Below are 26188 nucleotides of genomic sequence, written 5' to 3'. Positions count from 1 at the left end.
ATGGCCGCCACCCGTCGCATCGACGCGACAGACCTCGCCCGCGTCGCCGTCTTCGCCGCCCTCATCGCCGTGCTCGGCCTGCCGGGCAGCATCAACATCGGTCCCGTGCCGATCACCCCGCAGACGCTCGGCGTCATGCTCGCGGGCGCGATCCTCGGGCCGTGGCTCGGCGCGCTCTCGGTGACCGTGCTGCTCGCGCTCGTCGCCGTGGGCCTCCCGCTCCTCGCCGGTGGCCGCGGCGGCTTCGCCGTCTTCGTGGGCCCGACCGTCGGCTACATGCTCGGCTGGATCCTCGGGGCGATCGTCATCGGACTCGTCGTGCGCATCGGTGGCCGCATCCACTGGACCACCACGATCGCGGGACTGCTGCTCGGCGGCATCGTCGCGATCTACGCGGTGGGCGTCCCGTTCGTCGCCCTGATCGTGCGCATTCCGCTGGATGCCGCGGCCATCTCATCGATCGCGTTCATCCCCGGTGACCTCATCAAGGTCGCCATCGCGACGGTCGTGGTGCTCACCCTCTGGCGTGCGTACCCGCGCGCCTTCCGGCTCGCGCCGCGCCCGGCGCCTGCGACCACGGCGGTGCCCGTGATCGCCGACGGCCAGGCATGATCGGAGCATGACCGGCATCCGACTCGAGAACGTCGGCGTCGTCGCGGGCGCCGTCGAGGTGCTGGTGGATGTCTCGCTGCACCTCGACGCCCGCACGGTCGCCGTCATCGGGGCGAACGGCTCGGGCAAGTCGACGTTCGCCCGGCTCGTGGGAGGCCTCGGGGCCGCGACATCCGGCTCACTCGACGTGCTCGGACTCGATCCCCGGCGCGACGCCGCCGAGTTGCGACGCCGGGTGGCGTTCGTGTTCTCGAACCCGGACGCGCAGATCGTCATGCCCACCGTGCGCGAGGACGTCGAGTTCTCGCTGCGTTCGCTGCGTCTCCCGCGCGCCGAGGCTGCGGAACGGGTCGATGCGGCACTCGACCGGTTCGGGCTGGCGCCGCTCGCCGACCGCGCGGCGCACGAGCTCTCGAGCGGTCAGAAGCAGCTGCTCGCCGTGTGCGGCGCGTTCGTGCGGCGGCCCGACCTGGTGATCGCCGACGAGCCGACGGGAATGCTCGACGCCCGCAACGCGCGTCGCGTCGCCGACCACCTCTTCGAGGCGGCCGGGCATCGGCTGCTGCTCGTCACGCACGACCTCGCGCTCGCCGCGCGCTGCGAGACGGCCGTGCTCTTTGACGGAGGGCGCCTGATCGAGGTCGGGCCTCCCGCCGAGGTCATCGCCCGCTACGACGCGATCGTGGCGGATGCCCCGTGCTGAGCCTCTACGTCGACGGTGACGGCCTGCTGCACCGCGCCCGGCCGGGCGTCAAGATCGTGCTGGTGCTCGTGGTGGTGCTGGCGATCTCGCTGCTTCCGACGGCGTGGTGGGCGCTCGCGCCCGCGGTGCTGGCGCCGGTCGCCCTGTTCCTCATCGGCGGACTCGGGATGCCGCAGCTCGGCCGCCAGCTCTGGGCGCTGCGGTGGCTCGCGGTCGTGAGCCTGATCGGACAGGTCATCTTCCTCGGCATCGAGCCCGCGGTCATCAACACCGTGCGCGTGCTCGCGGCGGTGGCGGCGGCATCCGTACTCGCACTCACGACCCGCGTGACGGCGCTGCTCGGCGCGCTCGAGGTGGGGCTCGCGCCGCTGCGGTTCGTGCGGATCGATCCCGAGCGGACGGCGCTGCTGCTCGTCGTCACCTTCGCGACCATCCCCGTGCTGGCCTCCCTCGCCGGCGAGGTGCGCGAGACGCTGCGCGCCCGCGGTGCTCGGGCGACGCCCCGCGCCTTCACCGTGCCGTACGTGGTGCTCGCGCTGCAGCACGCCGACCGGCTCGGCGAGGCGCTTGCGGCCCGCGGGGTCGGCTGACCGGTGACGTCACGACGACGGGGGCCCCGAGACCGGGACCCCCGCCGTCCTGACCGTGCTCAGCCGTCGGCTCCCGCCGGCGTCGTGGTCACCGCGGTTCCCTCGAGCTTGTTCGCCGCTTCGGCGTAGCTGTTGGTGAACGTGTCGGAGATCGTGACCTTCGACGTGTCGACGCCGATCAGCTTCTCCATCGCGAAGATCGTCTTCGGGCCACCGGCGGGCATGATTCCGTCGGGAAGGAATTGCCCCTTGTCGGTCGTGAGGCCGGCGATGTACTGGTCCTTCGTGATGGTGCTGTTCTGCACGAAGTCGGCAGGCAGCGCGTTGGCGATGTCCGTCGCGGTGTGGGTGTCGATCCAGTGCATCGTCGCGACGAGCGCGTCGACGACCTTCTGCGTCTCGTCCTGGTGGGCGGCGACCCAGTCGGCGCGGCCGAGCAGGCCCGCCGCCGGCCACGCACCGCCGAGCGCCTTCTGGGCGCCGGCCGTCGTCGCGAGGTCGATCGCGGTCGAGGCGAGGTTCTTCGACTCGAGTGCGCCGACGGTCGGCTGGGTCGTCATCACGCAGTCCGCCGAGCCTCGCTGGATCGCCGCGATGGCCGTGGAGCCTGCGCCGACCGCGAGGGTCGTGTAGTCGTTGTGGGCGACTCCGGCCTGGGCGGCGATGAACTGGGTGAGCTCGTCGGTGCCCGACCCGAGGTCGGTGACGCCGAGGGTCTTGCCCTTGAAGTCGGCCGCGGAGGTGACGCCGCTCTTCGAGCTGCACATCTCACGCTCACCGGGCGCGCCCGACAGCTGCACCACGTTGATGACGTTCTTGCCCTTCGACTGGAAGTCGACGGTGTGGATGTACCACGCGCCGGCGAAGTCGACCTGGCCGGAGGCCATGGCGTCCTCGGCGCCGACGCCGCCTTGCTGCTCGGTGGACAGCTCGACGTTCACGCCGTACTTCTGGTAGAAGCCGAGGCTCTGCGCGAGCTGGTAGGGGAGGTAGATCTGCTTGTCGATGCCGCCGACCATGATTTTCACGGTCGGGAGGTCGGTCGATCCGGCGCTCGCGGTGGTTGATCCGCTGCCGGCGCAGCCGGCGAGCGAGAGGGTCGCGAGGCCGACGGCGGCCATGGCGAGCAGTGCGCGTTTCTTCATTGAAATGCCTTTCTGTGGATGTGATGCAGGGCGGGCCCGGGAGCACGCCGCAGGGTGTCGACGGGGTCGACGATCAGGGGGCGGATGCCGCGGTCAGATGCTCTGCGCCTCGGACCGCACGGGGGGACGCCACTTGAGCACCGCATGCTCGAGCAGCGTGATGAGGTACTCGGCCACGAGGGTGAACACGGCGATGATCGCCATGCAGGCGAACACGGTGTTCGGGTCGAAGTTGCCCTGGGCCTGGCTGATGATCAGGCCGATGCCCTTCTGCGCCCCGAGCACCTCCGCGACGAGGGCGCCGATGATGGCGAACCCGAACGCGGTGTGCAGGCTCGCGATGATCCAGGTCATCGCCGACGGGATGGTGACGTGCCGCGCGACCTGCAGCGGGGTCGCCCCGAGCACGCGCACGTTGGAGACGAGGTTCTGGTCGACCTCGCGCACGCCCTGGAACGCATTGAAGAACACCGCGAAGAAGACGAGCACCGCCGCCAGCAGCACCTTCGGGAAGATCCCGAGGCCGAACGCGACGATGAAGATCGAGCCGAGAACGATGCGGGGGATCGAGTTGAGCACCTTGATGTACGGGCCGAACACCGCCGACAGGTAGCGGTTCGTCCCCAGCAGGATGCCGAGGATGACGCCCACGACGGTGCCCAGCGCGAAGCCGTAGAGGGCTTCCTGCACCGTGACCCAGAGGTTCTCCCAGATCGAGCCGAACGCCGTTCCGACGGTGAACAGCCGCACCAGGCTGTCCCAGATGCCGCTCGGCTGGCCGAAGAAGAACGGATCGACCCAGCCGAGCTCGGTGAACAGCTGCCAGCCGCCGATGACCACGACGGCGAGCAGGATCCGTCCGATCCACACCCAGGCGATGCGGCGGCGCCGGCTGGCGCGCGCGGCGGATTGGATGCTCGTCTCGGATGCGGCGGCGGCGCCCGGCAGGCTCACGGCGGTCATGCCGCATCCGCCGTCCGTGCGTACGCGCGAGTGACCTCGTCGCGCAGCGACTGCCAGATCTGGCCCTGCAGCTCGAGGAACCGCGCCTCGTGGCGGATCTCCTGCACGTCGCCGCGGGGTCGGGGCAGGTCGATGTCGAACACGTCCTTGACGGTGCCGGGACTCGTGGTCATGATCACCACGCGGTCCGCCAGGGCGACGGCCTCATCGAGGTCGTGTGTGATGAACAGCACCGAGGGCCGGTACTCCTCCCACAGCGCCAGCAGCTCGGTCTGCATGATCGCCTTGGTCTGCACGTCGAGGGCGCCGAACGGCTCGTCCATCAGGAGGATGCGCGGGTTGTTGATCAGGGCGGCCGCCATCGCGACGCGCTTGCGCATGCCGCCGGAGAGCTGGTGCGGGTAGCGGTCCTCGAAGCCGGCGAGGCCGACACGTCGGATCCAGTCGCGCGCGAGCACCGTCGCCTGTGCCCGCGGCATGCCCTTGAGCACGGGCCCGATCTTCACGTTGTCGAGCACGGTCTTCCAGGGGAAGAGCGAGTCGGCCTGGAACATGAAGCTGACGCCGTCGGTGATGCCGTCGACCCGCGTGCCGCCGACCGACACGTGCCCGGCGCTCGGCTTGTCGAGACCGGACACCTGTCCGAGGGTCGTCGACTTGCCGCATCCTGTCGGTCCGACGATGGCGCAGAACTGGCCGGGTTCGACGGTGAGCGACACGTCGCGGATCGCGGTGAACGCCTCGCCCTTCGGGGTGAGGAAGCGCTTGGTGAGTCCGACGATGTCGATGCGCGCGCCGTCGTCGCGATGGCCGGGGCCACGCGAGGGGGTGTCGTCCATGGCAAGACCTCTCTGTCTTGGTGAGCGGGAACCTCCGGGGAGGAGTGGACCCATCGTGCGAGAGCGGACGCCGCGTCGTCGCGGTTCTGCGGGTTCGTCTCGTTGTGCCCGTTGCGCGGCTTCTGCGCGTTTCGCGCACCGGTGCGCCTTGCCATCGGTGCGTCGAGGACTCACAATCACTGGGTGCGACGGCGCATGCGGAAGATCTCGAGCCAGATCCTGTTGGCCCAGGTGGTGATCCTCACCGCCTCGATGGCGTTCGGGTTCCTGCTGCTCACGCAGACGGTGCGCGCCAACCTCGATCGCGATTTCGAGGCGCGGGCGGCCGCGATCGCGCAGACGGTCGCGAGCGTGCCGATGGTGCAGCAGTGCATGGTGCCCGGGGCGGCTGCGGCGTGCGCCGGCCAGCTGCAGGAGTACGCGACAGCGACGATGTCCTCGACGGGCGCGTCGTACGTGGTGCTGATCGACATGCAGGGAATCCGACACTCCCACCCCGACCCGTCACTGGTGGGGCAGCGGGTGAGCGAGCCGGTGATGGCTGCGGACGGTCAGGTTCATCTGGGCATCAACTCGGGATCGCAGGGTCTCACCGCGAACGCGCGGGTGCCGCTGTTCAGCCCGGCCGACGTCGTCATTGGCGAGGTGTCGGTGGGCATCCAGGAGAGCTCCGTGTCGAGCGAGCTCGTGCGGGAGCTGCCGTCCTACGGGCTGTGGTTCGCCGTGGCGCTGCTGTTCGGTGCGGTCGCGTCGTGGTTTGTCGCGCGCCGCATGAAGAAGCGCACCTTCGGACTCGAGCTCGATGAGATCGCCCGGCTGCTGCAGGAGCGCGAGGCGACGCTGCACGGCATCCGCGAGGGGGTGCTCGCGCTCGACCCGGCGGGCCGCATTAGCGTCGTGAACGACGCCGCGCGCCGGCTGTTGAATCTTCCGGATGCCGCGGCCGGCCGGCCGCTTGTCGAGGTGGTCGCTGCGGGGGAGCTGCGCGACATCCTCATCGATCCGTCGGTCGGGGTCGATGAACTGTTCGTGACCAGCGAGCTGTGCCTGGTCGTGAACCGCATGCCCGTGGTGCTGCGCGGCAAGCCGCATGGCACGGTCATCACCCTGCGGGACCGCACCGACCTCGAGGGGCTCGCGCGCGAGCTCGACGGGCAGCGCAGTCTGACGGAGTCGCTGCGTGCCCAGCAGCACGAGTTCACCAATCGTCTGCACGCGATTGCGGGCCTGCTCGAGCTCGATCGTCCCGTGGATGCGCTGTCGTACCTCAACGAGCTACGGGGCACGTCGGCCGATTTCGACGAATCCGTGAGGTCGCGCATCGCGGTGCCGCAGATCGTCGGACTGCTGCTCGGCAAGGCCGCCGAGGCGAGCGAGCGCGGCGTCGAGCTCGTCATCGCCCCCGACTCGCACCTCGACGCCGACGCCCGACACGTGCAGGCCCTGACGACCGTGCTCGGCAACATGATCGACAACGCGTTCGACGCGCTGATGCCCGTCGCGGCGCCGCGGTTCGTGGAGGTGCGCATCGTCGAGTCGCCGGTCGCGATCGAGGTCTCGGTGGCCGACAACGGCATCGGCATCCCCGAGTCGGAGCGTCCGCGGGTGTTCGACCGCGGGTTCACCACGAAACGCTCGGCGCACTCCACGCACGGCGGGCTCGGGCTCGCGCTCGTGATGAACGCGGTCACCCGCATCGGGGGCACCGTCGAGGTCGAGGTCGACGGCGGAACGCGCTTCACCGTGACCCTGCCGACCGCAGTGGCTGCGGAGGTGGGCGGATGAGCGAGGCGGTGATCGAGGTCGTGGTCGTCGACGACGACTACCGCGTCGCGACGGTGCACGCGGGGTTCGTCGATCGCGTCCCCGGGTTCCGCGTGGTCGGCATCGCCCACAGCGCCGCCGAGGCGCGGCGCGTGATCGACGAGAAGCGTCCGCATCTCGTGCTGATGGACATCTACCTGCCCGACGGCGACGGCCTCGACGTGGTGCGCGACCTCGCCGCCGAGGCTCACGCGCCGTCGGTGATCGTCGTGTCGGCGGCGAAGGACGTCGAGTCGATCCGCACAGCTCTGCGACTGGGGGCGGTGCACTACATCAGCAAGCCGTTCGGGTTCGCAGCGCTCGTCGAGCGACTCATCGCCTTCCAGCGCACGCTGGGGGAGATCGCGGCGCTTCCCGAGGAGTCGACGCAGGACGACATCGATCGGCTGTTCGGGGCGCTGCGACCGCCCGAGCCGGCCGTCAGGCCGCGGACGCCCTCGATGGCTCCGACCGTGAAGCTCGTGTTCGACCGCATCGCGCACAGCGGCGTCGACGGGGCATCCGCCGCGCAGGTCGCCGCCGAGGCGGGCATCTCACGCGCGACGGCCCAGCGCTACCTCTCGCAACTCGAGCAGTCGGGCCACATCGTGCTCACCCTCCGCTACGGCAGCACCGGGCGGCCCGAGCACGTGTACACGACCCCTGCGGCCCGACTCGTGCGCTGAGCTCAGTCGTCCTGCTCGGTCGGGCGCAGCAGCAACTCGTTGATCGTCTGGTGGCGCGGACGCGTCACGATGTACGAGATCGCGTCCGCGACATCCTGCGCCTGGAGCGGCTGCATCGCCGACAGGCGCTGCTGCTGCACCTCGCGGATCTCGGGACGCAGGTGGTCGCGCAGCTCGGTCGCGACGGCACCAGGCTCGACGACGCCGACCCGCAGGTGGCGGCGGCTGAACTCCTGCCGGAACGACTCGCTGAAGGCGCCCACGCCGTGCTTGGTGAGGTTGTAGACGCCGGAGCCGCGCTTGACCTGGCGGCCCGCTGTCGACGAGATGTTGACGAGGTCCGCGACCCGGCGGGGTTCGCTCTCGGCGGCCGCGAGCAGGTGGGGGAGGGCCGCCTCGGTCACCGACAGCAGTGCGGTGAGGTTGAGGTCGATCATGCGGTCCCACTCGTCGATCGGCGCGTGCTCGACCGGCCCCAGCAGCATCACGCCGGCGTTGTTCACGAGGATGTCGAGTCGTCCGAGCTCGGCGACCGTGCGGGCCACCGCGGCGCGGGCCTGATCGCGGTCGGTGATGTCGGCCTCGATCGCGACGGCCGTGCCCCCGGCCGCGGCGATCTCTTTCGCGAGCGACGCGAGACGGTCGGCGCGGCGGGCGACGAGGGCCACGGCGGCGCCGTCGGCGGCGAGGGTGCGGGCGGTGGCCTCCCCGATTCCGCTGGAGGCTCCGGTGACGAGGGCGACGGTTCCGGTGAGGGTGCTCATACCGCCAGGCTATGCCCGCGGCATCCTCACGCGACGATGCCGGCGCGACGCGCGGCCGCGACCGCCTCGAAGCGGCTGCTCGCGTCGAGCTTGTGCATCGCGGATGACACGTAGGCCTTCACCGTCGCCTCGGTGAGGCCGAGGGCCTCGGCGATCTGGCTGTTGCGGCGGCCGAGCGCGAGCTGGGTGACCATGTCGACCTCGCGGGGCGAGAGTCGCGGGGCGACGAGCTCGGTCGGGGCGGGCAGCAGCAGTCGGCCGATCGCGTCGATGCGCGCCAGCAGCTCGGGGTCCTGCACGACGCGGCTGAGCTCTCGCAGTTCGGCGGCCGCCTCCCGCACCTCCTGGCGTTCCCGCGACGGGGCATCGGCGGCGGCCGAGAGCGCTGCCGCCTGCCGCAGCTCGGTCACCCGGCGCTCCACCTCTGCGGCGACCGTGAACTCCCACGCGAGGTTCTGCGCGGCCGACACGGTGCGGCGCACGATGTCGCCGCCGAACTGTGTGGCGACGCGCTCGCCGACGTAGAGCACAGCCCGCACCCGGTCGCCGACGATCGCCGGCACGGCCAGCAGCGACACGATCGCCTCGCCGCTGACCTCGCGGTCGTAGTGGTGGGTGATCGCCGTCGAGCGCTCATACTGGGTCGCCGCGACCGGCCTCCGGTCGACCATGGCCTTGCCGCCGACCCCGTGGGCGGGTTCGATGAGCACTCCCGCGAGGGTGTGGCTGTGCGCGCCGACGAACGCGTCGAGACGGGCGCCGCCGGGGGTGGCGTACGCACCGAAGGTGATGCTGGCGCCCGTGTCGCGGCGCAGGGTGCGCAGCGTCGCAAGCAGGGCATCGCGGGGGGCGAGCGGCGACGTCATCGTCTCCACATCACTACCTCCTTTGGACGGTAGTCGAGCGCGTCGGTGCATTCGTAGCGTTGAAGCTAGCAGGGCCGAACCCCGGGTTTCGCTATGAGTATCCGCTCACGCCGATGTGAACGGATGCCCCGTGGCCCCGGTCCTGCGGGTCTATCCACAACACAAAGGAGTGTTCATCGTGAGCAACCAGACCGACATCATCTCGCGCCCGACGTTCGTCGCCGGTGTCGCCGACCCAGGCGCTCTCGGCCTCGCCGCGTTCGCCCTCACGACGTTCGTGCTGAGCGTCGCCAACGCGGGGTGGATCCCCGACGCCGGGGCCGGCGCTCTCGCCCTCGCCCTGTTCTACGGCGGCATCGCCCAGCTGCTCGCCGGCATGTGGGAGTTCGTGAAGGGCAACACGTTCGGCGCCGTCGCGTTCACCTCGTACGGCTCGTTCTGGCTGGCCGTGTGGTTCCTGCTGACGAACGACGCGCTCGCCAAGGCGGCCGGCGCCGACGGACTCGCCGTCTTCTTCCTGGCGTGGACGATCTTCACCTTCTACATGACCATCGGCGCCATCAAGGCGAGCCGCATCGTGCTGCTGGTGTTCATCGCCCTGCTGATCACGTTCGTGCTCCTCACGATCGGCGCGTTCAGCGGCAGCGCGACCGCGACCAACATCGGCGGCGTCGTCGGTCTCGTGACCGCCGTGCTCGCCTGGTACGGCTCCGCGGCATCCGTCATCAACTCGACCTGGGGACGCACCGTCCTCCCGATCGGCGCCCCGAAGGCGAGCTGACCGTGTCGACCATCGAGCACGCCTCCGCGATCGAGAACCTCGCGCACGAGAACCGGCGGTTCCCGCCGAGCCCCGAGTTCGCGGCGGCCGCCAACGTGACCGCCGACATCTACCGGGAGGCGGATGCCGACCGGCTCGCCTTCTGGGCGGACAAGGCGGCGCGGCTGGACTGGGCCGAGCCCTGGACCCAGGTGCTCGACTGGAGCGACCCGCCGTTCGCGAAGTGGTTCGTCGGGGGCCGGCTGAACGTGGCGGTGAACTGCCTCGACCGCCACGTGGCGGCCGGCCTCGGCGACCGGGTCGCCTATCACTTCGAGGGCGAGCCGGGCGACACCCGCACCATCACCTACCGCGAGCTCACCGAGCGGGTCTGCCAGGCGGCGAACACGCTCACCGCGCTCGGCGTGCAGGAGGGCGACCGGGTCGCGATCTACATGCCGATGATCCCCGAGACGATCATCGCGATGCTGGCCTGCGCCCGCATCGGGGCACCGCACACCGTGGTGTTCGGCGGCTTCTCGGCCGAGGCGCTGCGCACGCGCATCCTCGACTGCGACGCCCGGGTCGTTATCACCGCTGACGGCGGCTACCGCAAGGGCTCTGCGGTGGCGTTGAAGCCGGCGGTCGATGAGGCGCTGACCGGATGCCCCGACGTGAGGTCCGTGCTGATGGTGCGCCGCACCGGACAGGATGTGTCCGTCACCGAGGGTCGCGACCTGTGGTGGCATGAGAGCGTCGACCGCGCCAGCACGTCGCACGATGCGCAGGCGTTCGATGCGGAGCATCCGCTCTATGTCATGTACACCTCGGGCACGACCGGCAAGCCGAAGGGCATCCTGCACACGAGCGGCGGGTACCTCACCGGGTGCTCGTTCACCCACTGGGAGACCTTCGACCTCAAGCCCGAGACCGACGTCTACTGGACGGCGGCCGACATCGGGTGGGTGACCGGCCACAGCTACATCGTCTACGGTCCGCTGTCGAATGCGACGACCTCGGTGCTCTACGAGGGCACACCCGACACGCCCCACCAGGGGCGCTGGTGGGAGATCGTGCAGAAGTACGGCGTCACGACGCTGTACTGCGCGCCGACGGCGATCCGCACGTTCATGAAGTGGGGTCACCAGATCCCCGAGGGGTACGACCTGTCGAGCCTGAAGCTCATCGGGTCGGTGGGTGAGCCCATCAACCCCGAGGCGTACATGTGGTACCGCGAGCACATCGGCGGCAACCGGGTGCCCGTGATCGACACGTGGTGGCAGACCGAGACGGGCTCGATCATGATCAGCCCGCTCCCGGGCATCACAGCCGGCAAGCCCGGCGCGGCCATGAGCGCGATGCCGGGCATCGGCGTCGACGTGGTCGACGAGCAGGGCGAGTCCGTCGGCAACGGCCAGGGTGGCTACCTGGTGCTGACCGAGCCGTGGCCGTCGATGCTGCGCACGATCTGGGGCGACCCGGAGCGGTTCAAGGAGACCTACTGGTCGCGGTTCCCCGGTCGCTACTTCGCCGGCGACGGGGCCAAGCGCGACGAGGACGGCGACCTCTGGCTGCTGGGTCGCGTCGACGACGTGATGAACGTGTCGGGGCACCGCCTCTCGACGACCGAGATCGAGTCGGCACTCGTGTCGAACCCGAAGGTCGCCGAGGCGGCCGTGGTGGGGGTCGACGACCCCGTGACCGGTCAGGCGGTCGCTGCGTTCGTGATCCTGCGCAAGGAGGCCGGAGACGGAGGTGACCACGTGACCCGTGAGCTGCGAGAGCACGTGGCCAAGGAGATCGGCAAGATCGCGCAGCCCCGTCAGATCATGGTCGTCGCCGAGCTGCCCAAGACGCGCTCGGGCAAGATCATGCGTCGCCTCCTGCGTGACGTCGCCGAGAACCGGCCGGTGGGTGATGTGACCACCCTCGCCGACTCGGGCGTCATGGACGCGATCAAGACCGGCATGCAGTCAGGTGCTCACGACGACTGATCCGGCCTGACGCGCAGGGGCCGGCTTCGCGGATGCCGCGGGGCCGGCCTTTGCGCGTGCGGTCACGCCGCCCGCGCCAAAAGCAAAACCCCCGCCATATAGAAGCTAGGCGAGGGTTTCTGGGACCGTTGTAACGACGGTCCGTGTGGCTCCGACGGGCGTCGATCCCGTGACCTCACGATTTTCAGTTGTATCCGCGGGGTTCGTGGGTGCTCACGAGCGCTCGTTCGCCGCGTGGTTCCGCGGAAGTTGTGCTCGTTGGTGATGGCTAGTGCTGGGTGGTGTCAGCCCGGTTCCCGGCCCGGGACCGGCCCGGGCTCACTCATCGACGGCGCTGTAATCCCGGCATGCCAGGAAGTCGGCCTCGTTCAAGAAGTGACAGAAGGGAAGGTGACGCGGCGGTGTTTGGCGGAGGAAGTCGGCGAACCAGAGAGGCTTCGCTCCGCTCCAGGTCGCGATCTCTAGCTTGGAGAGGTGCCGACGGAAGACAAGCTCGAGCGCCGGTAGGAGGTCAGTGTCACCGCTGAAGACGATTGCAACGTCGAATGCTCCATCCAGAGCGCCCTCGGTGAGACCGACCGCGAGCGCGACGTCAATGCCCTTCTCGCGCGCCGTGAATGTGCCGTCGTCCCAGAAGTCATACTTGAGGTCTCGTCGCACGACATGGACGCGATCGTCTTCGGACCACGCATCTGCCTGGAGGTCGTTGGAACTCGCCGGCTTCGGCTGATGTTGGGGAACGGGCCTCCCCCGAAACACCCAAACGTCGGTGAGCTCGCCGTCGAAGCGCCGCCTCGCGACGAGCGTTTCCGCGACTTTGAGCGGATCAAGCACCGTCTCATACTTTGGCTGCCCGACTCCACCGAACCGCCCGTGCCCGGTTCGGTGGGCGTTTTCATAGTCGATGAAGACTGCTACGCGATCAACCATGACCCACCTTTGGTAAAAAAAGCCCCACCAATCCGCGAGGACGGTGGGGAGCAATGGACCAGTTCTATCAGACGAACCTGTGAGCGCGTCAAGTGCGGTTCCGAGAGTGAGTGCCGGGTGAAGGTGTGAATCGGCCTGACTTTCGTTCCTATCGGGAGCCTTGTCCTGTGATGTATCAGGACTTCCGTGACCGAAGTCCTGATACATCACAATCCTTACTTGAAGAACGGAACGAAAGTCAGGCCGATTCAGAGATCGTGTCGGAAGCACCTGCGATGCTTCGGTCCCAAACTGCGCTGTAGCCTACGTCGCGGGAACCGACCCGAATGCTGAACTCCGCCGAGGGTGCTTCGAGTCGAGCCGCAGTTCAACGAGTCGCAGTGCGTCCAGAGTCAGTGTCGTCGCCACCGAGAGTGCCGCCTGCGTCCAGTTCATCGACGCCGAAACACGTGCGCGCAGCACTCCGTCTTTCGACTCGCCCAAGATCTCCAGTGCCGAGTAGCGTGTGGCGCGACTTGCTGACGGGTGACTCAAGCCGCTTATGATCCGCCAGATACTAGCGGCGTAGTTTCCCGGCACGTCGCCCGCGCTCCCGACCGCGCGGACGATGCTCGCGTAACCGGGGAGACCCTTACTCACCCCGGTCCATGGAATGTGACGGTCTAGGCAGATCCCCCGGATCTCCGCGCGAGCCTTCGCGTCTCCAAGTTTGAACGCGTCGTCGCCACGTTTCAGTAGCGACAGCTCGACGCCGGCGTGCAGCGCTGCCGCCTTCATCGCTTCGGCATGAAGATCGCGGTCCTCATTAAGGTCAGCGATTCTCGCGCTGAAGGAACGGCGCAGTCGCTCGGCCTGGTCGTCTGGCTCCGCTATCCACTTGGCCAGCGCCGAGGCTTCGATTGCTGAGCGAAGGACCGGGTAGTGGCCGTACATCGGCACGACAAGTTCGCCGTCCTCGTGCAGCATGCCGCGAACGACGCGGAGGTTGTCCGCGGACATTCCGAGCATGGCGTTCAGCTGATGGCTGACCTGCATCCACTTCGACGCGGCGTCATCGGAGCCGAGTTGCGACCACGGCGCCGGCGTGCGTTCGCTGATCGCGGCGTGCCGATCGAGAACTGTGTCGACGTACGAGAGTCTCTGCGCCATCTCGGAGGCGATCCGAGCCTCGTCGGCGTCCGTGATGGGTTGTCTCGTTGCGCGCACGCGGACAGCTTCACACGGGGCTCGGACATGCGACTTAGGACGACGACCGGCCCCAGACCGGCCCAAGTCTTCGACGAGGCCCGCGAATCGGCATCCGTCCGAGCCGTTTCGACTCGCTTCGCTCGCTCAACGACCGGGAAATCGTAGCCTCTCGCGTGCGCACAAAAACCGAACCTGATCAGGGAAAAGCAAAACCCCCGCCATGTAGAAGCTAGGCGAGGGTTTCTGGGACCGTTGTAACGACGGTCCGTGTGGCTCCGACGGGCGTCGATCCCGTGACCTCACGATTTTCAGTCGTGCGCTCTACCAACTGAGCTACAGAGCCGCGCGGCATGTCTGCCGCGTCCTAGACGAAGGGCCCTCTGCTAAGAAAGGGCCCGTCGCTCGGAGCGACCCTGACGGGACTTGAACCCGCGACCTCCGCCGTGACAGGGCGGCACGCTAACCAACTGCGCTACAGGGCCATGCTTGTTAAGTTGTGTGCCGGTGAGTGTGACCCCAACGGGATTCGAACCCGTGCTACCGCCGTGAAAGGGCGGCGTCCTAGGCCGCTAAACGATGGGGCCGGGCGAAACTCGACATCCCGAGGGATTCGGCGGTCACGCTTGCCGACGCTCAAGCATACGCAAACGAAGGCCGTTGCGCCAAACCGAGCGATCATGCGATTCGTGGCGGCCCCGCGTGGGCTCCCGCAGCCTCCTGCTCCGCCCCGCAGAATGACGAAGGCGTGCGGTCAACCTTCAACCTGTGCTTGATTCGTTCGTGAAGGTGACGCACGTTATTAGTGATGCAGATGTGACTCGAGCACCGAAGGGATGCCTCGTGACCGACGACACCACTCAGGTGGACCACACCGACGAGTGCGATTGCGCGCCCTCCGCGCGTGAGCAGCGCGCGCTGTGGCCCGACGTGAGCCGTCGCGCGCTCTTCGGTGCGGGGGCACTCGGCATCGTCGCCGTCGGCGCGGTCGCGTCCGGGTTCTCGACTCCCGCCTTCGCCGCCGACTACCCCAGCTGGGCCGACGTGCAGGCGGCGAAGAACAACGAGGCCGCGAAGCAGTCCGAGATCACGAAGATCAACGGCCTCATCTCGCAGCTGAACACGCAGGTCACGCAGACGCAGGCGGCCGCCGATCAGGCGTCGCAGGTCTTCTACACCGCGCAGCAGGCGTTCTTTGACGCGAGCCAGAAGGCCGCCGACATCCAGGATCAGGCCGACAAGCAGTCCGCCGCCGCCCTCGAGGCGGCGAACCAGGCCGGTCGCCTGGCAGCGCAGCTCTACCGCTCCGGTGGCGACAACGCGTCGCTGCAGATCTTCTTCGCCGGATCCGCCGCGGGGGCCAACGATCTCCTCGCCCGCCTCGGCACGATGGACCGCCTGCTGCAGCGCAACAACGACGTCTACACGAACGCGGTCACCGCGCAGAACCTCGCACAGTCGCTCAGCGACCAGGCCAAGGTGCAGGCCGATGAGCGCGACAAGCTCCAGCAGCAGGCCAATGACGCGATGACCGCGGCGCAGAACGCCGCCCAGGCGGCGCAGGCCGCCCTCGCGAACCAGCAGAGCCACCTGCAGGACCTCCAGGCCCAGCTGCAGGCGCTGCAGGATCAGACCGCCAAGACCGTCGCCGACTACCAGGCCGGGGTCGAAGCCGCACGCAAGGCCGCCGAGGCGGCGGCCGCGGCGGCAGCGGCAGCCGCCGCGAAGGCCGCCCAGGAGGCCGCGCAGGGCGGCGGCGGTGGCGGAGGCGGCGGCGCCTCGTCGAGCGGGTGGGCCCGCCCCGCGAACGGGCCGATGACCTCGCCCTACGGCCCCCGCTACGCCCAGTGCGGTCCGTCGTACTGCGCCAGCAGCTTCCACTACGGTCTCGACATCGCCAACGGCACGTGCGGCTTCCCGATCTTCGCGGCCAGCGCCGGCACGGTCGTCTACGCCGGCCCCAACGGCGGCTACGGCAACTACGTCAAGATCGACCACGGCGGCGGCATCGGCACGGGGTACGCGCACATGCAGAACGGCGGCATCCTCGTGTCCTACGGCCAGCAGGTCTCGGCCGGCCAGGTCATCGGGCGCGGCGGCGAGACCGGCAACGCGTTCGGATGCCACCTTCACTTCGAGTTCTACGTCAACGGATCGCCGAAGAACCCGCAGCCCCTCATGGCGCAGCGCGGCATCAACATCTAGTCGACACGGCGAAGGGGGCGGATGCCGCGGCATCCGCCCCCTTCGTCATCGGGGTGAGGGCGCTCAGTGCCCTTCGGCCTCGAAGCGCGCGAACGCCTCGGAGACGAGCCGCTCGGCCTCGGCCGCATCGGCCCACTCGTCGACCTTGACCCACTTGCCGGGCTCGAGGTCCTTGTAGTGCTCGAAGAAGTGGGTGATCTCCTTCTGCGTGTACTCCGGGATGTCGGCGACGTCCTGGATGTGCGCCCAGCGGGGGTCCTTGGCGAGCACGGCCACGACCTTGTCGTCGCCGCCGGCCTCGTCGCTCATCTTCAGCACGCCGACCGGGCGCACCTTGGCGCCGACGCCGGGTGCGAGCTCCTGGTCGAGCAGCAGCAGCACGTCGAGCGGGTCGCCGTCCTCGCCGAGCGTGTTCTCGAAGAACCCGTAGTTCGCCGGGTAGCCGAACACCGTGTAGAGGATGCGGTCGAGGAACACCCGGCCGGTCTCGTGGTCGACCTCGTACTTCACGCGGCTGCCGCGCGGGATCTCGATGACGGCGTCGTATGCGCCCATGTGCGTGCTCCTTAGATCAGGGGCTGGGATGCCGCCCCTCAGCCTAGTGCGGCGGCCTCGGCGACACCGGGGGCGGGCGTCACGAGCCGTGGGCTGCGCTCGCGCGCCGCGTTCGCGCCGCCCTACGGTAAAGGCATGCCCGCACTGGATCCCGCCGTCGCCGAGGTGCGCCTCGCGGTGCGCACGGCACTCTCGGGTGTGGAGGCGACGTCGGTCGTCGTGGCGCTCTCGGGCGGACCCGACTCCCTCGCCCTCGCCGCCGCGACCGCGTTCGAGGCGCCGAAGCTCGGCCTCGCCGCGACCGCGGTGATCGTCGACCACGCGCTGCAGCCGGGGTCGGATGCCGCCGCCTCCCGCGCCGCCGATCAGGCGCGTGCGCTCGGGCTCGCCGCCCGCATCGTGCGGGTCGAGGTGACCGCAGCGGGTGACGGGCCGGAGGCGGCCGCGCGCTCCGCGCGCTACCGCGCGCTCACCGGGGCCGCGGCCGACCTCGGCGCGGCGGCCGTGCTCCTCGGACACACACTCGACGACCAGGCCGAGACCGTGCTGCTGGGCCTCGCCCGCGGAGCGGGCGCCACGAGCCTCGCCGGCATGGCCGCCGTGCGACGGGACGAGGCATCCGGGGTTCTGCTGGTGCGGCCGCTGCTCGCGGTGCGCCGCGCGACCACTCTCGCCGCGTGCGCAGCGGCGGGCCTCGAGCCCTGGCACGATCCGCAGAACGCCGACCCCGCATTCGCACGGGTGCGAGTGAGGGAGCTGGTGCTGCCCGTGCTCGAGCGCGAGCTCGGCCCGGGCGTCGCCGAGGCCCTCGCCCGCACCGCCGACCAGTTGCGCGAGGACACGGCCGCCTTCGACGAGATGATCGACGAGACCATCGAGGACATCGTCGAGCACGCCGAAGCGGGCATCTCCGTCTCGGTCGGCGCGCTCGCCGCGAACCCTCCGGCGCTGCGCCACCGCATCATCCGCCACGTCGTGGCGAGCGAGTTCGGTCAGAGCCTCACCCGCACGCAGACCCTCGAGGTCGCCCGCCTCGTCACCGACTGGGCAGGGCAGGGACCCCTCGACCTGCCCGGCTGCCGGGCTCGCCGCGTCGGCGCCCGCATCGAGTTCACCGCCGCAGGGCCCCCCTCCTAGACTCGACCCATGCGCGCCGTCGACCTCGCCTCCGACCTCGAGACCGTTCTCGCGACCGAGGAGGAGATCCGCGCGAAGCTCGACGAGATCGCCACTCAGGTGGCGGTCGACTACGACGGCAAGGAGCTCGTGCTTGTCGGCGTGCTCAAGGGCGCCGTCATGGTGATGGCCGACTTCGCCCGGGCGCTGCCGATGCTCGTGCCCATGGACTGGATGGCCGTCTCCTCATACGGCGCCGGCACCAAATCGAGCGGCGTCGTGCAGATCCGCAAAGACCTCGACACCGACATCCACGACAAGCACGTGCTGATCGTCGAGGACATCATCGACTCCGGCCTCACCCTCAGCTGGCTGCTCGAGAACTTCGCCGCCCGCGGCGCCGCATCCGTCGAGGTCTTCGCCCTGTTCCGCAAGCCGGATGCCGCGAAGGTGCACGTCGACTGCCGCTACGTCGGCTTCGAGATCCCGAACGAGTTCGTCGTCGGCTACGGACTCGACTACGCCGAGAAGTACCGAAACCTGCGTGACGTCGCGGTTCTCGCCCCCCACGTCTACGCCTGACGCGTCGCCGGGCGGCCGGGCCGCGGCATCCGGATTCGCCCAGTTCGCCGTGGGCGAATGCACAGACCCGCCATAGTGGGCGAGCGCTAACCTGAGGGAACCGTTCACGAGGCGGAACGTCGACGAAAGGCGCTCGGGCGCAGGCTCGAATCATGGACTTCAAGAAGATCACCCGCAATCCGATCATCTACGTGCTGCTGATCGGTCTGCTGCTCATCATCGGGTTCTCCCTCATCTCGAGCCTCGGCGGAGCCAAGCAGATCTCGACGCAGGAGGGTCTCAACCTCCTCAAGGGCGGAACAGTCAGCAAGGTGGTCAACACTGACGGCGACCAGCGCGTCGACCTCACCCTCTCGACCCCCTACAACGGCTCGAGCGACGTGCAGTTCTACTACGTGAACGCCCGCGCGACCGACGTGGTCAACGCGATCGACGCGGCCAACCCCTCGGGCGGCTACAACGACGTCGTGCCGCGCACCACCTGGGTCGACAGCCTGCTCTCCCTCGCCGTGCCGGTCATCCTCCTCGGTCTCGTGTTCTGGCTGCTGCTGTCGATGTCGCAGGGCGGCGGCAGCAAGATCATGCAGTTCGGCAAGTCGCGAGCGAAGCTCGTCACCAAGGAGACCCCGACGGTCACCTTCGACGACGTCGCCGGCTCCGACGAGGCGATCGAGGAGCTGCAGGAGATCAAGGACTTCCTGAAGGACCCGACGAAGTTCCAGGCGCTCGGCGCCCGCATCCCGAAGGGCGTGCTGCTGTACGGCCCTCCCGGAACCGGCAAGACCCTGCTCGCCCGCGCCGTCGCCGGCGAGGCGGGCGTGCCGTTCTACTCGATCTCGGGCTCGGACTTCGTCGAGATGTTCGTCGGCGTCGGCGCGAGCCGCGTGCGCGACCTGTTCAACCAGGCCAAGGAGAGCGCGCCCGCCATCATCTTCATCGATGAGATCGACGCGGTCGGACGCCATCGCGGCGCCGGACTCGGCGGCGGGCACGACGAGCGCGAGCAGACGCTCAACCAGATGCTCGTCGAGATGGACGGCTTCGACCCGAAGGCCAACGTCATCGTCATCGCGGCGACCAACCGTCCCGACATCCTCGACCCGGCCCTGCTGCGACCCGGCCGCTTCGACCGCCAGATCGGCGTCGACGCCCCCGACCTGAAGGGCCGCAAGAAGATCCTCGAGGTGCACGGGCGCGGGAAGCCCCTCTCCGACAGCGTCGACCTCGAGGTCATCGCCCGCAAGACCCCCGGGTTCACCGGTGCCGACCTCGCCAACGTGCTCAATGAGGCGGCGCTGCTGACGGCCCGCTCGAACGCGCAGCTCATCGACATGCGCGCCCTCGATGAGGCCATCGACCGCGTGATCGCCGGACCTCAGCGCCGCACGCGCGTGATGAAGGACAAGGAGAAGCTCATCACCGCGTACCACGAGGGCGGCCACGCCCTCGCCGCGGCGGCGATGAACCACACCGACCCCGTCACGAAGGTCACGATCCTCCCGCGCGGCAAGGCGCTCGGCTACACGATGGTGCTGCCGCTCGACGACAAGTACTCGATCACCCGCAACGAGCTGCAGGACCAGCTCACCTACGCGATGGGCGGTCGTGTGGCCGAGGAGATCGTGTTCCACGACCCGACCACGGGCGCCTCGAACGACATCGAGAAGGCCACCGGCATCGCCCGCAAGATGGTCACCGAATACGGCATGACCACCGATGTCGGCCCCGTGAAGCTCGGCTCCAGCTCGGGTGAGATGTTCCTCGGACGCGACATGGGTCACGGCCGCGACTACTCCGACGAGCTCGCCGAGCGCGTCGATGTACAGGTGCGCGACCTCATCGAACAGGCCCACAACGAGGCCTACCAGGTGATCAACGACAACCGCGACGTGCTCGACAAGCTCGCCCTCGCGCTCCTCGAGAAGGAGACGCTCGACCACCTCGAGCTCGCCGAGATCTTCAAGGACGTGCGCAAGCTGCCCGAGCGCCCCCAGTGGCTCTCGAGCACGAAGCGCCCGGTCTCGGCGCTGCCGCCGGTCGACGTGCCGCGCCGTCGCGAGCAGGAGGGCGTCGCCGCCCAGACCGAGGCCGCCGACGAGGGGGCTGCAGCGAAGAAGGCTCCGCGCCAGCGTCCGACCGGACAGGTCCGCCCCGCGACCGCGTAGGCTCGGCGCATGGCCGTCGACCGTGCACGTGTCGCCGCGCTCGTGAGGGAGCTCCTCGAGGCGATCGGCGAGAACCCCGACCGACCCGGACTCCGGCAGACGCCTGAACGGGTGGCCGACGCCTACGGTGAGTTCTTCGCCGGGGTCGACGCCGATCCCGCGGCAGCTCTCTCCCGCACCATCTCGATCAGCCGTGGCCCCGCGCCCGACACGCTGCCGAGCGGCGCCGTCATGCTGCGCGACATCGACTTCCGTTCGGTCTGCGAGCACCACCTGCTGCCGTTCCGCGGCCGAGCGCACCTGGCCTACCTCCCCGGCGAGAAGGTCGTGGGCCTCGGTGCTCTCCCGCGCGTGGTCGAGGTGCTGTCGGCCCGCCCGCAGGTGCAGGAGCGCCTCGGCGAGCAGATCGCCGACACCATCGCCGACGGGCTCGACGCCCGTGGGGTGCTCGTCGTGCTCGACGCGGTGCACGGCTGCGTCACCTCCCGCGGCGAACGGCAGCCCGACGCGTCCACCGTCACGATCGCCGCACGCGGAGATCTCGCTGAGCCCGCCGCCCGCGCCGAGCTCATCGCCCTGATCGGAGCGAACCGCTGATGGGATGCCTCGTCATGGGCATCGTGAACGCGACCCCCGACTCGTTCAGCGACGGCGGTCGCTACCTCGACCCCGACCTCGCCGTCGCCCACGGGCTGAGGCTGCGCGAGCTCGGCGCCGACATCCTCGACATCGGCGGCGAGTCGACACGGCCCGGTGCCGTGCGCGTCACCCCCGAGATCGAGCAGGAGCGGGTGCTGCCGGTCGTGCACGCGCTCGCCGCCGCAGGAGCCGTCGTGAGCATCGACACCATGAACGCCTCGACCGCGGTCGCGGCCGTCGCCGCCGGTGCGCGCATCGTCAACGACGTGTCGGGCGGTCTCGCCGACCCCGATCTGCTCGCGGCCGTCGCCGCCACCGGTGCCGACGTGGCGCTCGGGCACTGGCGCGGCCACTCCGACGACATGTACGCGGAGGCCCAGTACGACGACATCGAACGCGAGGTCGCCGCAGAGCTCGTCGGACGGGTCGAGGCGGCGGCCGCGGCGGGCATCAACCCGGCCCGTGTCATCCTCGATCCGGGGCTCGGCTTCGCCAAGCGCGGCGACCAGAACTGGCGGGTGCTGCGCGCGCTGCCGCAGCTCGTCGGGCTCGGCCCGCGGCTCCTGGTCGGCGCGAGCCGCAAGGGGTTCCTCGCCGCAGCGCTCGGGGGCGAGGCATCCGAGGCCCGCCGCGACCTCGCCACCGCGGTCACCAGCGTGCTCGCCGCCGACGCCGGAGCCTGGGCGGTGCGCGTGCACGACGTCGTCGCCACCCGCGACGCGCTCACCATCGCCCGCGCCTGGCAGGAAGGGAAGGCATGAACCCGCTCGACGAGATCGCGATCACCGGCATCCGCGCATTCGGACGCCACGGGGTGTTCGCCCATGAGCGCGCCGAAGGGCAGGAGTTCGTCGTCGACGCGGCGCTCTACATCGACGGTGCGGTCGTGCAGCGCGCCGCGGTCACCGACGACGTCACCGACACGGTGCACTACGGCGAGGTGGCGGTGCGCATCGCCGAGATCATCGGCGGCGACCCGGTCAACCTCATCGAGACCCTCGCCGAGCGCATCGCGACCGCCGTGCTCGAGGGGTGGCCGGTGCACATGGTGCGCATCACCGTGCACAAGCCGCAGGCGCCCATCCCGGTGCCGTTCGACGACGTGACCGTCAGCGTCACCCGCGTGCGCATCGAGGGAGCGCTGTGAACCGGCGGCTCGCGCAGGGCGTCGGCGACGAGGCATCCGTCACCGCCGTCGTCGCCCTGGGGTCGAACCTCGGCGACCGCGGCACCACGATCGAGGCCGCCGTCGCCGACCTGCGCACGCTGCCGGGCACGAGCGCGCTCGAGGTCGCTCCCGTGCTCGAGACCGTCGCGCTCACCCTGCACGGGCCGGATGCCTCGGCCCCGCCGTATCTCAACACGGTCGCACTCGTCACCACGACCCTCCGACCCGCCGAGCTGCTCGCCGCCCTCCACGAGATCGAGGCGCGGCACGGGCGGGTGCGTCGCGAGCGCTGGGGCGACCGCACGCTCGATCTCGACCTGATCGCGTACGACGACGTGCACTCCGACGACCCGGCGTTGCTGCTGCCTCACCCGCGCGCCGCCGAGCGCGACTTCGTGCTGCGCCCGTGGCTGGCCGTCGACCCCGACGCGGTGCTGCCCGGGCGCGGTCGCGTCGACGCGCTGCTCGCCGCGCTCGACGACGGGGGCCCCGCGTGAAGCGCACGAGCCCCCTCGCCCTGTTCACCGCGGCGGTGCTCGGCCTGGGTGCCGGGTTCCTCGTCGACCAGCTGCTGACCGCGGGTGGGCGCGCCACCTTCACGCCCGCCATCGGACTGCCGATCCTGCTGGTGCTGCTCGGCCTCGCCGAGATCCTGCTGGCACTGCCGATCCGCCGGGCCACCCGCGCGACGGTCAAGGTCGACATCGACCCGTTCCGGGCGGTGCGCATCGCGGTGCTCGCGAAGGCCTCCTCACTCGTCGGTGCGGTCGTCGCCGGGTTCGCGCTCGGACTGCTGCTGTTCGTGTCGACCCGCCCGGCCACCCCCGACTCCGGCGCGCTGCTGCCGATCATCCTCACCGCGGCGGCGGGCGTCGCGCTGGTGGTCACCGCCCTCGTCGCCGAACACCTGTGCACCCTGCGGAAGGACGACGATGACGACGACTCCGGACCCGGCGCTCCCGCGATCGAGCCGCACCGTCATTGAGCCGGGCCTCGACGCCGAGGTGCTCGATAGGGGCACTTTCGCGCCGGTCGGTGCGCCGCGCCGCGGCTGGCTGACAGGCACGGATGCCGCGGATCCCGCACCGTGGCATCGGCTTGCGCGGCCCTACCTCAGGACCGAGCTGATCGAGCTCGCGCTGTGGACCGTTGCGGTGGTGGGGGCATCCGTTGTTCTCGGCATCTGGACGGGCGCGTGGTGGCCGTATCCCGTGGGCGGTGTGCTCGTCGTCGTGCTGGTCGTGTGGGCGGCGATCCTGCCGCGACGCCTGCGGTCGTGGGGCTACCGCCTGCGCGCCGATGACATCGTCGTGCGGCGGGGCATCCTGCTGCAGCGCGAGCTCGCTGTGCCCTACGGGCGGCTGCAGCTCGTCGACATCGCCCACGGTCCGCTCGACCGGGCGTTCGGCATCGCGCAGGTGAAGCTCGTCAGCGCCGCCTCGACCGGCAGCGTCGTGCTGCCGGGGCTGCGGCAGGAGGCCGCCGAGCTGCTGCGCGACGCGCTGATCGAGCTCGCCGAGCAGCGCCGGACACCGCTGTGAGCGATCCCGTCGAGGCGGCCGACCAGGGCGGTGCGGTCGAGGGGGTGTCCGCCGGCGCTCACGGCGTCCCGCGCCCCGACCCGGCGGCAGCGCTCTCGGGATCGGTGCTCACGGATGGCGCGTGGCACCGGCTGCACCCGCTGACGCCCGTGTTCCGCGGCGGGCTGGTCGTCGTGGTCGTCGCGGGCGTGCTCATCGCGAACCTGCGCGAGCGCCTGCTCGCGTTCGTGGTGCCGATGTTCGCGCCGGGGCCGCATCCGCCGGCCGACGACCCGCGGGATCCCGTCGACTACGTGTTCGCCCACAATCTGGTCGTCCTCGTGCTGCTCGGCGCGATCGTCGTCGCGCTGCTGCTCGTCGGGCTGTTCGCGCTGTCGTGGCGTTTCCACACGTTCCGGGTCACGGCCGCCGATGTCGAGGTGCGCCGGGGCGTGCTGTTCCGCTCGCACCGCCGTGCCCCACTCGACCGCGTGCAGGGCGTGAACCTCACCCGCCCGCTCGTCGCGCGCCTGGTCGGCATGGCGAAGCTCGAGGTGATGGGCGCCGGCCTCGACTCGAACGTGGAGCTGTCGTACCTGTCGACGCGGTCGGCCGAGGCGGTGCGCCGCGACATCCTGCGCCTCGCCTCGGGCGTGCGGGCCGAGACGGATGCTGCGGGCCCCGGCCCGCACGCCGGCCGCCTGGCCTCGGCGCGCGCGGCCGTGGGCGACGGTCTGACGGGTCTGGTCTTCGGGGCGGAGCCCGCGCCCGACCGCAGCGAGTCGGTCGTGCACGTCACACCGCTGCGCCTCATCGGGGCGCAGGTGCTCAGCGACGACACGGTGTGGTGGCTGATCGGGTCGACAGCGGTGATCGTGGCGGGCGCGCTGTGGTTCCCGCCGGGGCTGTTCCTCGCACTGCCGTTCATCCTCGGCTACGGCGGATATGCCGCGCGGCACGTGGTGCGGGCGCTGCGCTACGCGATCGTGCCGACGCCCCACGGCGTGCGGGTGACGTACGGCGTCCTGACCACCGTGACCGAGACGATTCCACCGGGGCGCGTGCACGCGGTCGCGATCTCGCAGTCGGTGCTGTGGCGCGGAACGGGCTGGTGGACGGTCACCGTTACCCGCATCTCGGGCACCCGCCACGGCGAGCAGCGCGCCGAGGAGTTCGCGCGGGTGATGCCGGTGGGCACCCTCGACGATGCGAAGCGCGTGGTCGCCCTGCTGCTGCCGTGGCTGAGCGCGCACGAGCTCGACACGATGACGGATGCCGCGCACGCCCGCGCCGCCGGCGGCTTCACGACGACCCCTCGGCGCGCCCGACTGCTGCGCCCGCTCGCGTGGCGGCGCAACGGGTTCGCGCTCGGTTCCCGCGTGGTGACCTTCCGCCGCGGTTTCCTCGCCCGCTCGGCGGCGCTGTTCCCGCTCGGTCGTGCGCAGGGGGTCGAGCTCGCACAGGGGCCGATCGACCGCGCGTTCGGTGTCGCGCGGGTGCGGGTGGTGACGGTGCGCGGGCACGTGCGCACGCGGCTCGGCGCGATCGACGCGGATGCCGCGGCATCCCTCGCCGGTGACGTCGCCGCCCGCGCGGCGGCACCTGATACGGTGGCGGCCGCGACAGAGCGGGAGGAGTCGCACGCATGAGCACGGCACGGGACGGACGCCTGGGCGTCGGGATCATCGGCGCGGGCCGGGTCGGCCCCGTGATCGGTGCGGCGCTCGGTGGGGCGGGTCACGCGGTGATCGGCATCACGGCGGGCTCCGACCCCGACCGGGTCGACGCGGTGCTGCCCGGGGTTCCCGTGCTTGAGACGCAGGACGTGGTGCGCCGGGCCGAGCTCGTGGTGATCGCGGTGCCGCACGAGGAGCTGCCCGGCCTCGTCGCGGGACTCGCCGAGGTCGGCGCCTGGCAGCCCGGCCAGCTCGTGCTGCACACGGACCCCGCCTACGGCATCGAGGTGCTCACTCCCGCGGCGCGGTCGGGGGCGATCCCGCTGGCTGTGCACCCGGCGATCTCGTTCAGCGGCACCTCGATAGACCTGAAGCAGCTCGCGGCCGCGTACGCGGCGGTGACGGCGCCGGCGGCCGTGCTGCCGATCGCCCAGGCGCTCGCCGTCGAGATCGGCTGCGAACCCGTGGTCGTCTCGGAGGCCGACCGGCCCGCCTACGCGGAGGCCATCGCCACCGCGACCGCGTTCTCCGATTCGATCGTGCGGCAGGCGACCGGGCTGCTCAGCGCCGTCGGCGTCGAGAGCCCGGGTCGATACCTGTCGGCACTCGTCCGCTCGACCATCGACCAGGCGCTGATCGACCGCACCCCGACCCTCGAGGTGCGAGGCGACGCCGGTGACGAGCACAACGACGCCCCGGTCGACGCCGATCGCGACTGACCC

The 26188-nt window shown here is 70.2% G+C and carries 27 protein-coding genes and 3 tRNA genes; 19 read left to right on the top strand and 11 right to left on the bottom strand.

Annotated features, from left to right (window positions below):
* From FFS51_RS00425 to FFS51_RS00415, 3 genes are read left to right on the top strand one after another with little or no spacing between them, the layout of a single operon-like run.
* A complete protein-coding gene (locus FFS51_RS00425) occupies positions 1 to 612 on the top strand; it encodes a biotin transporter BioY (RefSeq protein WP_045247514.1) in 612 nt (203 codons plus the stop codon).
* Between the two features lie 7 nt (positions 613 to 619).
* Positions 620 to 1315 carry an energy-coupling factor ABC transporter ATP-binding protein gene (locus FFS51_RS00420; RefSeq protein WP_137877159.1) on the top strand — a complete coding sequence of 232 codons (696 nt, stop codon included), beginning with the start codon at positions 620 to 622 and terminating at the stop codon, positions 1313 to 1315.
* On the top strand, positions 1309 to 1905 hold the full coding sequence (locus FFS51_RS00415; RefSeq protein ID WP_045247512.1) for an energy-coupling factor transporter transmembrane component T family protein: 597 nt from the start codon (positions 1309 to 1311) through the stop codon (positions 1903 to 1905). Before FFS51_RS00420 ends, FFS51_RS00415 begins: the two co-directional genes overlap by 7 nt.
* Before the next feature lie 59 nt (positions 1906 to 1964).
* On the opposite strand, the gene FFS51_RS00410 is transcribed toward FFS51_RS00415, so the two are convergent.
* The 3 genes from FFS51_RS00410 to FFS51_RS00400 form a co-directional block, all read right to left on the bottom strand.
* Positions 1965 to 3050: an ABC transporter substrate-binding protein gene (locus FFS51_RS00410; protein WP_045247511.1), complete on the bottom strand. Its 1086-nt coding sequence runs from the start codon at positions 3048 to 3050 to the stop codon at positions 1965 to 1967.
* 93 nt (positions 3051 to 3143) lie between these two features.
* Positions 3144 to 4013 carry an ABC transporter permease gene (locus FFS51_RS00405; protein ID WP_045247510.1) on the bottom strand — a complete coding sequence of 290 codons (870 nt, stop codon included), beginning with the start codon at positions 4011 to 4013 and terminating at the stop codon, positions 3144 to 3146.
* A complete protein-coding gene (locus FFS51_RS00400; RefSeq protein ID WP_045247509.1) occupies positions 4010 to 4852 on the bottom strand; it encodes an ABC transporter ATP-binding protein in 843 nt (280 codons plus the stop codon). Before FFS51_RS00400 ends, FFS51_RS00405 begins: the two co-directional genes overlap by 4 nt.
* A 183-nt stretch (positions 4853 to 5035) precedes the next feature.
* On the opposite strand from FFS51_RS00400, the gene FFS51_RS00395 reads away from it, so the two are divergent.
* Entirely contained in the window at positions 5036 to 6637 is a 1602-nt protein-coding gene (locus tag FFS51_RS00395) for an ATP-binding protein (protein ID WP_137877158.1), read from the top strand.
* Entirely contained in the window at positions 6634 to 7341 is a 708-nt protein-coding gene (locus FFS51_RS00390; RefSeq protein ID WP_212742757.1) for a response regulator, read from the top strand. The genes FFS51_RS00395 and FFS51_RS00390 overlap by 4 nt, the downstream gene beginning before the upstream one ends.
* A gap of 2 nt (positions 7342 to 7343) precedes the next feature.
* Here the strand turns inward: FFS51_RS00390 and FFS51_RS00385 are convergent, their stop codons facing one another.
* Together FFS51_RS00385 and FFS51_RS00380 are read right to left on the bottom strand one after the other, a co-directional pair.
* A complete protein-coding gene (locus FFS51_RS00385) occupies positions 7344 to 8105 on the bottom strand; it encodes an SDR family NAD(P)-dependent oxidoreductase (RefSeq protein WP_045247508.1) in 762 nt (253 codons plus the stop codon).
* Between the two features lie 26 nt (positions 8106 to 8131).
* Positions 8132 to 8971 carry a LuxR C-terminal-related transcriptional regulator gene (locus FFS51_RS00380; RefSeq protein ID WP_249352616.1) on the bottom strand — a complete coding sequence of 280 codons (840 nt, stop codon included), beginning with the start codon at positions 8969 to 8971 and terminating at the stop codon, positions 8132 to 8134.
* Positions 8972 to 9149: 178 nt separating this feature from the next.
* On the opposite strand from FFS51_RS00380, the gene FFS51_RS14785 reads away from it, so the two are divergent.
* Positions 9150 to 9752, top strand: coding sequence for an acetate uptake transporter (locus FFS51_RS14785; RefSeq protein ID WP_048809080.1), 603 nt, complete (start codon positions 9150 to 9152; stop codon positions 9750 to 9752).
* A gap of 2 nt (positions 9753 to 9754) precedes the next feature.
* Positions 9755 to 11725 carry an acetate--CoA ligase gene (gene acs / locus FFS51_RS00370; RefSeq protein WP_137877156.1) on the top strand — a complete coding sequence of 657 codons (1971 nt, stop codon included), beginning with the start codon at positions 9755 to 9757 and terminating at the stop codon, positions 11723 to 11725.
* 318 nt (positions 11726 to 12043) lie between these two features.
* Here the strand turns inward: acs and FFS51_RS00365 are convergent, their stop codons facing one another.
* The 5 genes from FFS51_RS00365 to FFS51_RS00345 form a co-directional block, all read right to left on the bottom strand.
* Positions 12044 to 12655, bottom strand: coding sequence for an NYN domain-containing protein (locus tag FFS51_RS00365; RefSeq protein ID WP_171006059.1), 612 nt, complete (start codon positions 12653 to 12655; stop codon positions 12044 to 12046).
* 303 nt (positions 12656 to 12958) lie between these two features.
* A complete protein-coding gene (locus tag FFS51_RS00360; RefSeq protein ID WP_137877154.1) occupies positions 12959 to 13861 on the bottom strand; it encodes a hypothetical protein in 903 nt (300 codons plus the stop codon).
* A 252-nt stretch (positions 13862 to 14113) separates the two neighbouring features.
* A tRNA-Phe gene (locus FFS51_RS00355) sits at positions 14114 to 14186 on the bottom strand.
* Positions 14187 to 14251: 65 nt separating this feature from the next.
* Positions 14252 to 14325, bottom strand: a tRNA-Asp gene (locus FFS51_RS00350).
* Positions 14326 to 14354: 29 nt separating this feature from the next.
* Positions 14355 to 14427: transfer RNA gene (locus FFS51_RS00345), tRNA-Glu, on the bottom strand.
* Positions 14428 to 14683: 256 nt separating this feature from the next.
* Between FFS51_RS00345 and FFS51_RS00340 the strand changes: the two genes are divergently transcribed.
* Positions 14684 to 16045, top strand: a complete 1362-nt coding sequence (locus FFS51_RS00340) for a M23 family metallopeptidase (RefSeq protein WP_045247505.1) — start codon at positions 14684 to 14686, stop codon at positions 16043 to 16045.
* Between the two features lie 63 nt (positions 16046 to 16108).
* Here FFS51_RS00340 and FFS51_RS00335 read toward each other — a convergent pair whose 3' ends face one another.
* A complete protein-coding gene (locus tag FFS51_RS00335; protein WP_045247504.1) occupies positions 16109 to 16600 on the bottom strand; it encodes an inorganic diphosphatase in 492 nt (163 codons plus the stop codon).
* Positions 16601 to 16735: 135 nt separating this feature from the next.
* Here FFS51_RS00335 and tilS point away from each other — a divergent pair, with 135 nt between their 5' ends.
* The 11 genes from tilS to FFS51_RS00280 all read left to right on the top strand — a co-directional run bounded on the left by tilS (position 16736) and on the right by FFS51_RS00280 (position 26185).
* Entirely contained in the window at positions 16736 to 17737 is a 1002-nt protein-coding gene (gene tilS, locus FFS51_RS00330; RefSeq protein ID WP_137877153.1) for a tRNA lysidine(34) synthetase TilS, read from the top strand.
* Between the two features lie 9 nt (positions 17738 to 17746).
* Positions 17747 to 18298, top strand: coding sequence for a hypoxanthine phosphoribosyltransferase (gene hpt / locus FFS51_RS00325; protein WP_137877152.1), 552 nt, complete (start codon positions 17747 to 17749; stop codon positions 18296 to 18298).
* A gap of 152 nt (positions 18299 to 18450) precedes the next feature.
* Positions 18451 to 20463, top strand: coding sequence for an ATP-dependent zinc metalloprotease FtsH (gene ftsH / locus FFS51_RS00320; protein WP_137877151.1), 2013 nt, complete (start codon positions 18451 to 18453; stop codon positions 20461 to 20463).
* Between the two features lie 9 nt (positions 20464 to 20472).
* Entirely contained in the window at positions 20473 to 21060 is a 588-nt protein-coding gene (gene folE / locus FFS51_RS00315; protein WP_137877150.1) for a GTP cyclohydrolase I, read from the top strand.
* A 14-nt stretch (positions 21061 to 21074) separates the two neighbouring features.
* Complete coding sequence (folP, locus tag FFS51_RS00310) at positions 21075 to 21863, top strand: dihydropteroate synthase (protein ID WP_245610970.1); 789 nt, start codon at positions 21075 to 21077, stop codon at positions 21861 to 21863.
* Positions 21860 to 22249, top strand: coding sequence for a dihydroneopterin aldolase (gene folB, locus FFS51_RS00305; protein ID WP_137877149.1), 390 nt, complete (start codon positions 21860 to 21862; stop codon positions 22247 to 22249). The genes folP and folB overlap by 4 nt, the downstream gene beginning before the upstream one ends.
* A complete protein-coding gene (gene folK / locus FFS51_RS00300; RefSeq protein WP_056209668.1) occupies positions 22246 to 22767 on the top strand; it encodes a 2-amino-4-hydroxy-6-hydroxymethyldihydropteridine diphosphokinase in 522 nt (173 codons plus the stop codon). Before folB ends, folK begins: the two co-directional genes overlap by 4 nt.
* Positions 22764 to 23255 carry a DUF3180 domain-containing protein gene (locus tag FFS51_RS00295; RefSeq protein ID WP_045247497.1) on the top strand — a complete coding sequence of 164 codons (492 nt, stop codon included), beginning with the start codon at positions 22764 to 22766 and terminating at the stop codon, positions 23253 to 23255. The genes folK and FFS51_RS00295 overlap by 4 nt, the downstream gene beginning before the upstream one ends.
* Positions 23203 to 23811: a PH domain-containing protein gene (locus tag FFS51_RS00290; RefSeq protein WP_137877148.1), complete on the top strand. Its 609-nt coding sequence runs from the start codon at positions 23203 to 23205 to the stop codon at positions 23809 to 23811. Before FFS51_RS00295 ends, FFS51_RS00290 begins: the two co-directional genes overlap by 53 nt.
* On the top strand, positions 23808 to 25439 hold the full coding sequence (locus FFS51_RS00285) for a PH domain-containing protein (protein ID WP_137877147.1): 1632 nt from the start codon (positions 23808 to 23810) through the stop codon (positions 25437 to 25439). Before FFS51_RS00290 ends, FFS51_RS00285 begins: the two co-directional genes overlap by 4 nt.
* Positions 25436 to 26185: a DUF2520 domain-containing protein gene (locus tag FFS51_RS00280; RefSeq protein ID WP_137877146.1), complete on the top strand. Its 750-nt coding sequence runs from the start codon at positions 25436 to 25438 to the stop codon at positions 26183 to 26185. Before FFS51_RS00285 ends, FFS51_RS00280 begins: the two co-directional genes overlap by 4 nt.
* The last annotated feature ends 3 nt before the right edge of the window (positions 26186 to 26188 follow it).

The sequence above is a fragment of the Microbacterium sp. 4NA327F11 genome, from assembly GCF_005503465.1.
Taxonomy (GTDB): Bacteria; Actinomycetota; Actinomycetes; order Actinomycetales; family Microbacteriaceae; genus Microbacterium; species Microbacterium ginsengisoli.
This window is presented reverse-complemented; position numbering and strand designations above follow the sequence as displayed.

Bases quoted from the DNA above. Each gene is read 5' to 3' on its own strand.
- FFS51_RS00425 (WP_045247514.1), top strand. From the start codon at position 1: ATGGCCGCCACCCGTCGCATCGACGCGACAGACCTCGCCCGCGTCGCC.
- FFS51_RS00420 (WP_137877159.1), top strand. From the start codon at position 620: ATGACCGGCATCCGACTCGAGAACGTCGGCGTCGTCGCGGGCGCCGTC.
- FFS51_RS00410 (WP_045247511.1), bottom strand. From the start codon at position 3,050: ATGAAGAAACGCGCACTGCTCGCCATGGCCGCCGTCGGCCTCGCGACC.
- FFS51_RS00405 (WP_045247510.1), bottom strand. From the start codon at position 4,013: ATGACCGCCGTGAGCCTGCCGGGCGCCGCCGCCGCATCCGAGACGAGC.
- FFS51_RS00400 (WP_045247509.1), bottom strand. From the start codon at position 4,852: ATGGACGACACCCCCTCGCGTGGCCCCGGCCATCGCGACGACGGCGCG.
- FFS51_RS00390 (WP_212742757.1), top strand. From the start codon at position 6,634: ATGAGCGAGGCGGTGATCGAGGTCGTGGTCGTCGACGACGACTACCGC.
- FFS51_RS00385 (WP_045247508.1), bottom strand. From the start codon at position 8,105: ATGAGCACCCTCACCGGAACCGTCGCCCTCGTCACCGGAGCCTCCAGC.
- FFS51_RS00380 (WP_249352616.1), bottom strand. From the start codon at position 8,971: ATGACGTCGCCGCTCGCCCCCCGCGATGCCCTGCTTGCGACGCTGCGC.
- FFS51_RS00365 (WP_171006059.1), bottom strand. From the start codon at position 12,655: ATGGTTGATCGCGTAGCAGTCTTCATCGACTATGAAAACGCCCACCGA.
- FFS51_RS00335 (WP_045247504.1), bottom strand. From the start codon at position 16,600: ATGGGCGCATACGACGCCGTCATCGAGATCCCGCGCGGCAGCCGCGTG.
- tilS (WP_137877153.1), top strand. From the start codon at position 16,736: ATGCCCGCACTGGATCCCGCCGTCGCCGAGGTGCGCCTCGCGGTGCGC.
- hpt (WP_137877152.1), top strand. From the start codon at position 17,747: ATGCGCGCCGTCGACCTCGCCTCCGACCTCGAGACCGTTCTCGCGACC.
- ftsH (WP_137877151.1), top strand. From the start codon at position 18,451: ATGGACTTCAAGAAGATCACCCGCAATCCGATCATCTACGTGCTGCTG.
- folE (WP_137877150.1), top strand. From the start codon at position 20,473: ATGGCCGTCGACCGTGCACGTGTCGCCGCGCTCGTGAGGGAGCTCCTC.
- folP (WP_245610970.1), top strand. From the start codon at position 21,075: ATGGGCATCGTGAACGCGACCCCCGACTCGTTCAGCGACGGCGGTCGC.
- folB (WP_137877149.1), top strand. From the start codon at position 21,860: ATGAACCCGCTCGACGAGATCGCGATCACCGGCATCCGCGCATTCGGA.
- FFS51_RS00290 (WP_137877148.1), top strand. From the start codon at position 23,203: ATGACGACGACTCCGGACCCGGCGCTCCCGCGATCGAGCCGCACCGTC.
- FFS51_RS00280 (WP_137877146.1), top strand. From the start codon at position 25,436: ATGAGCACGGCACGGGACGGACGCCTGGGCGTCGGGATCATCGGCGCG.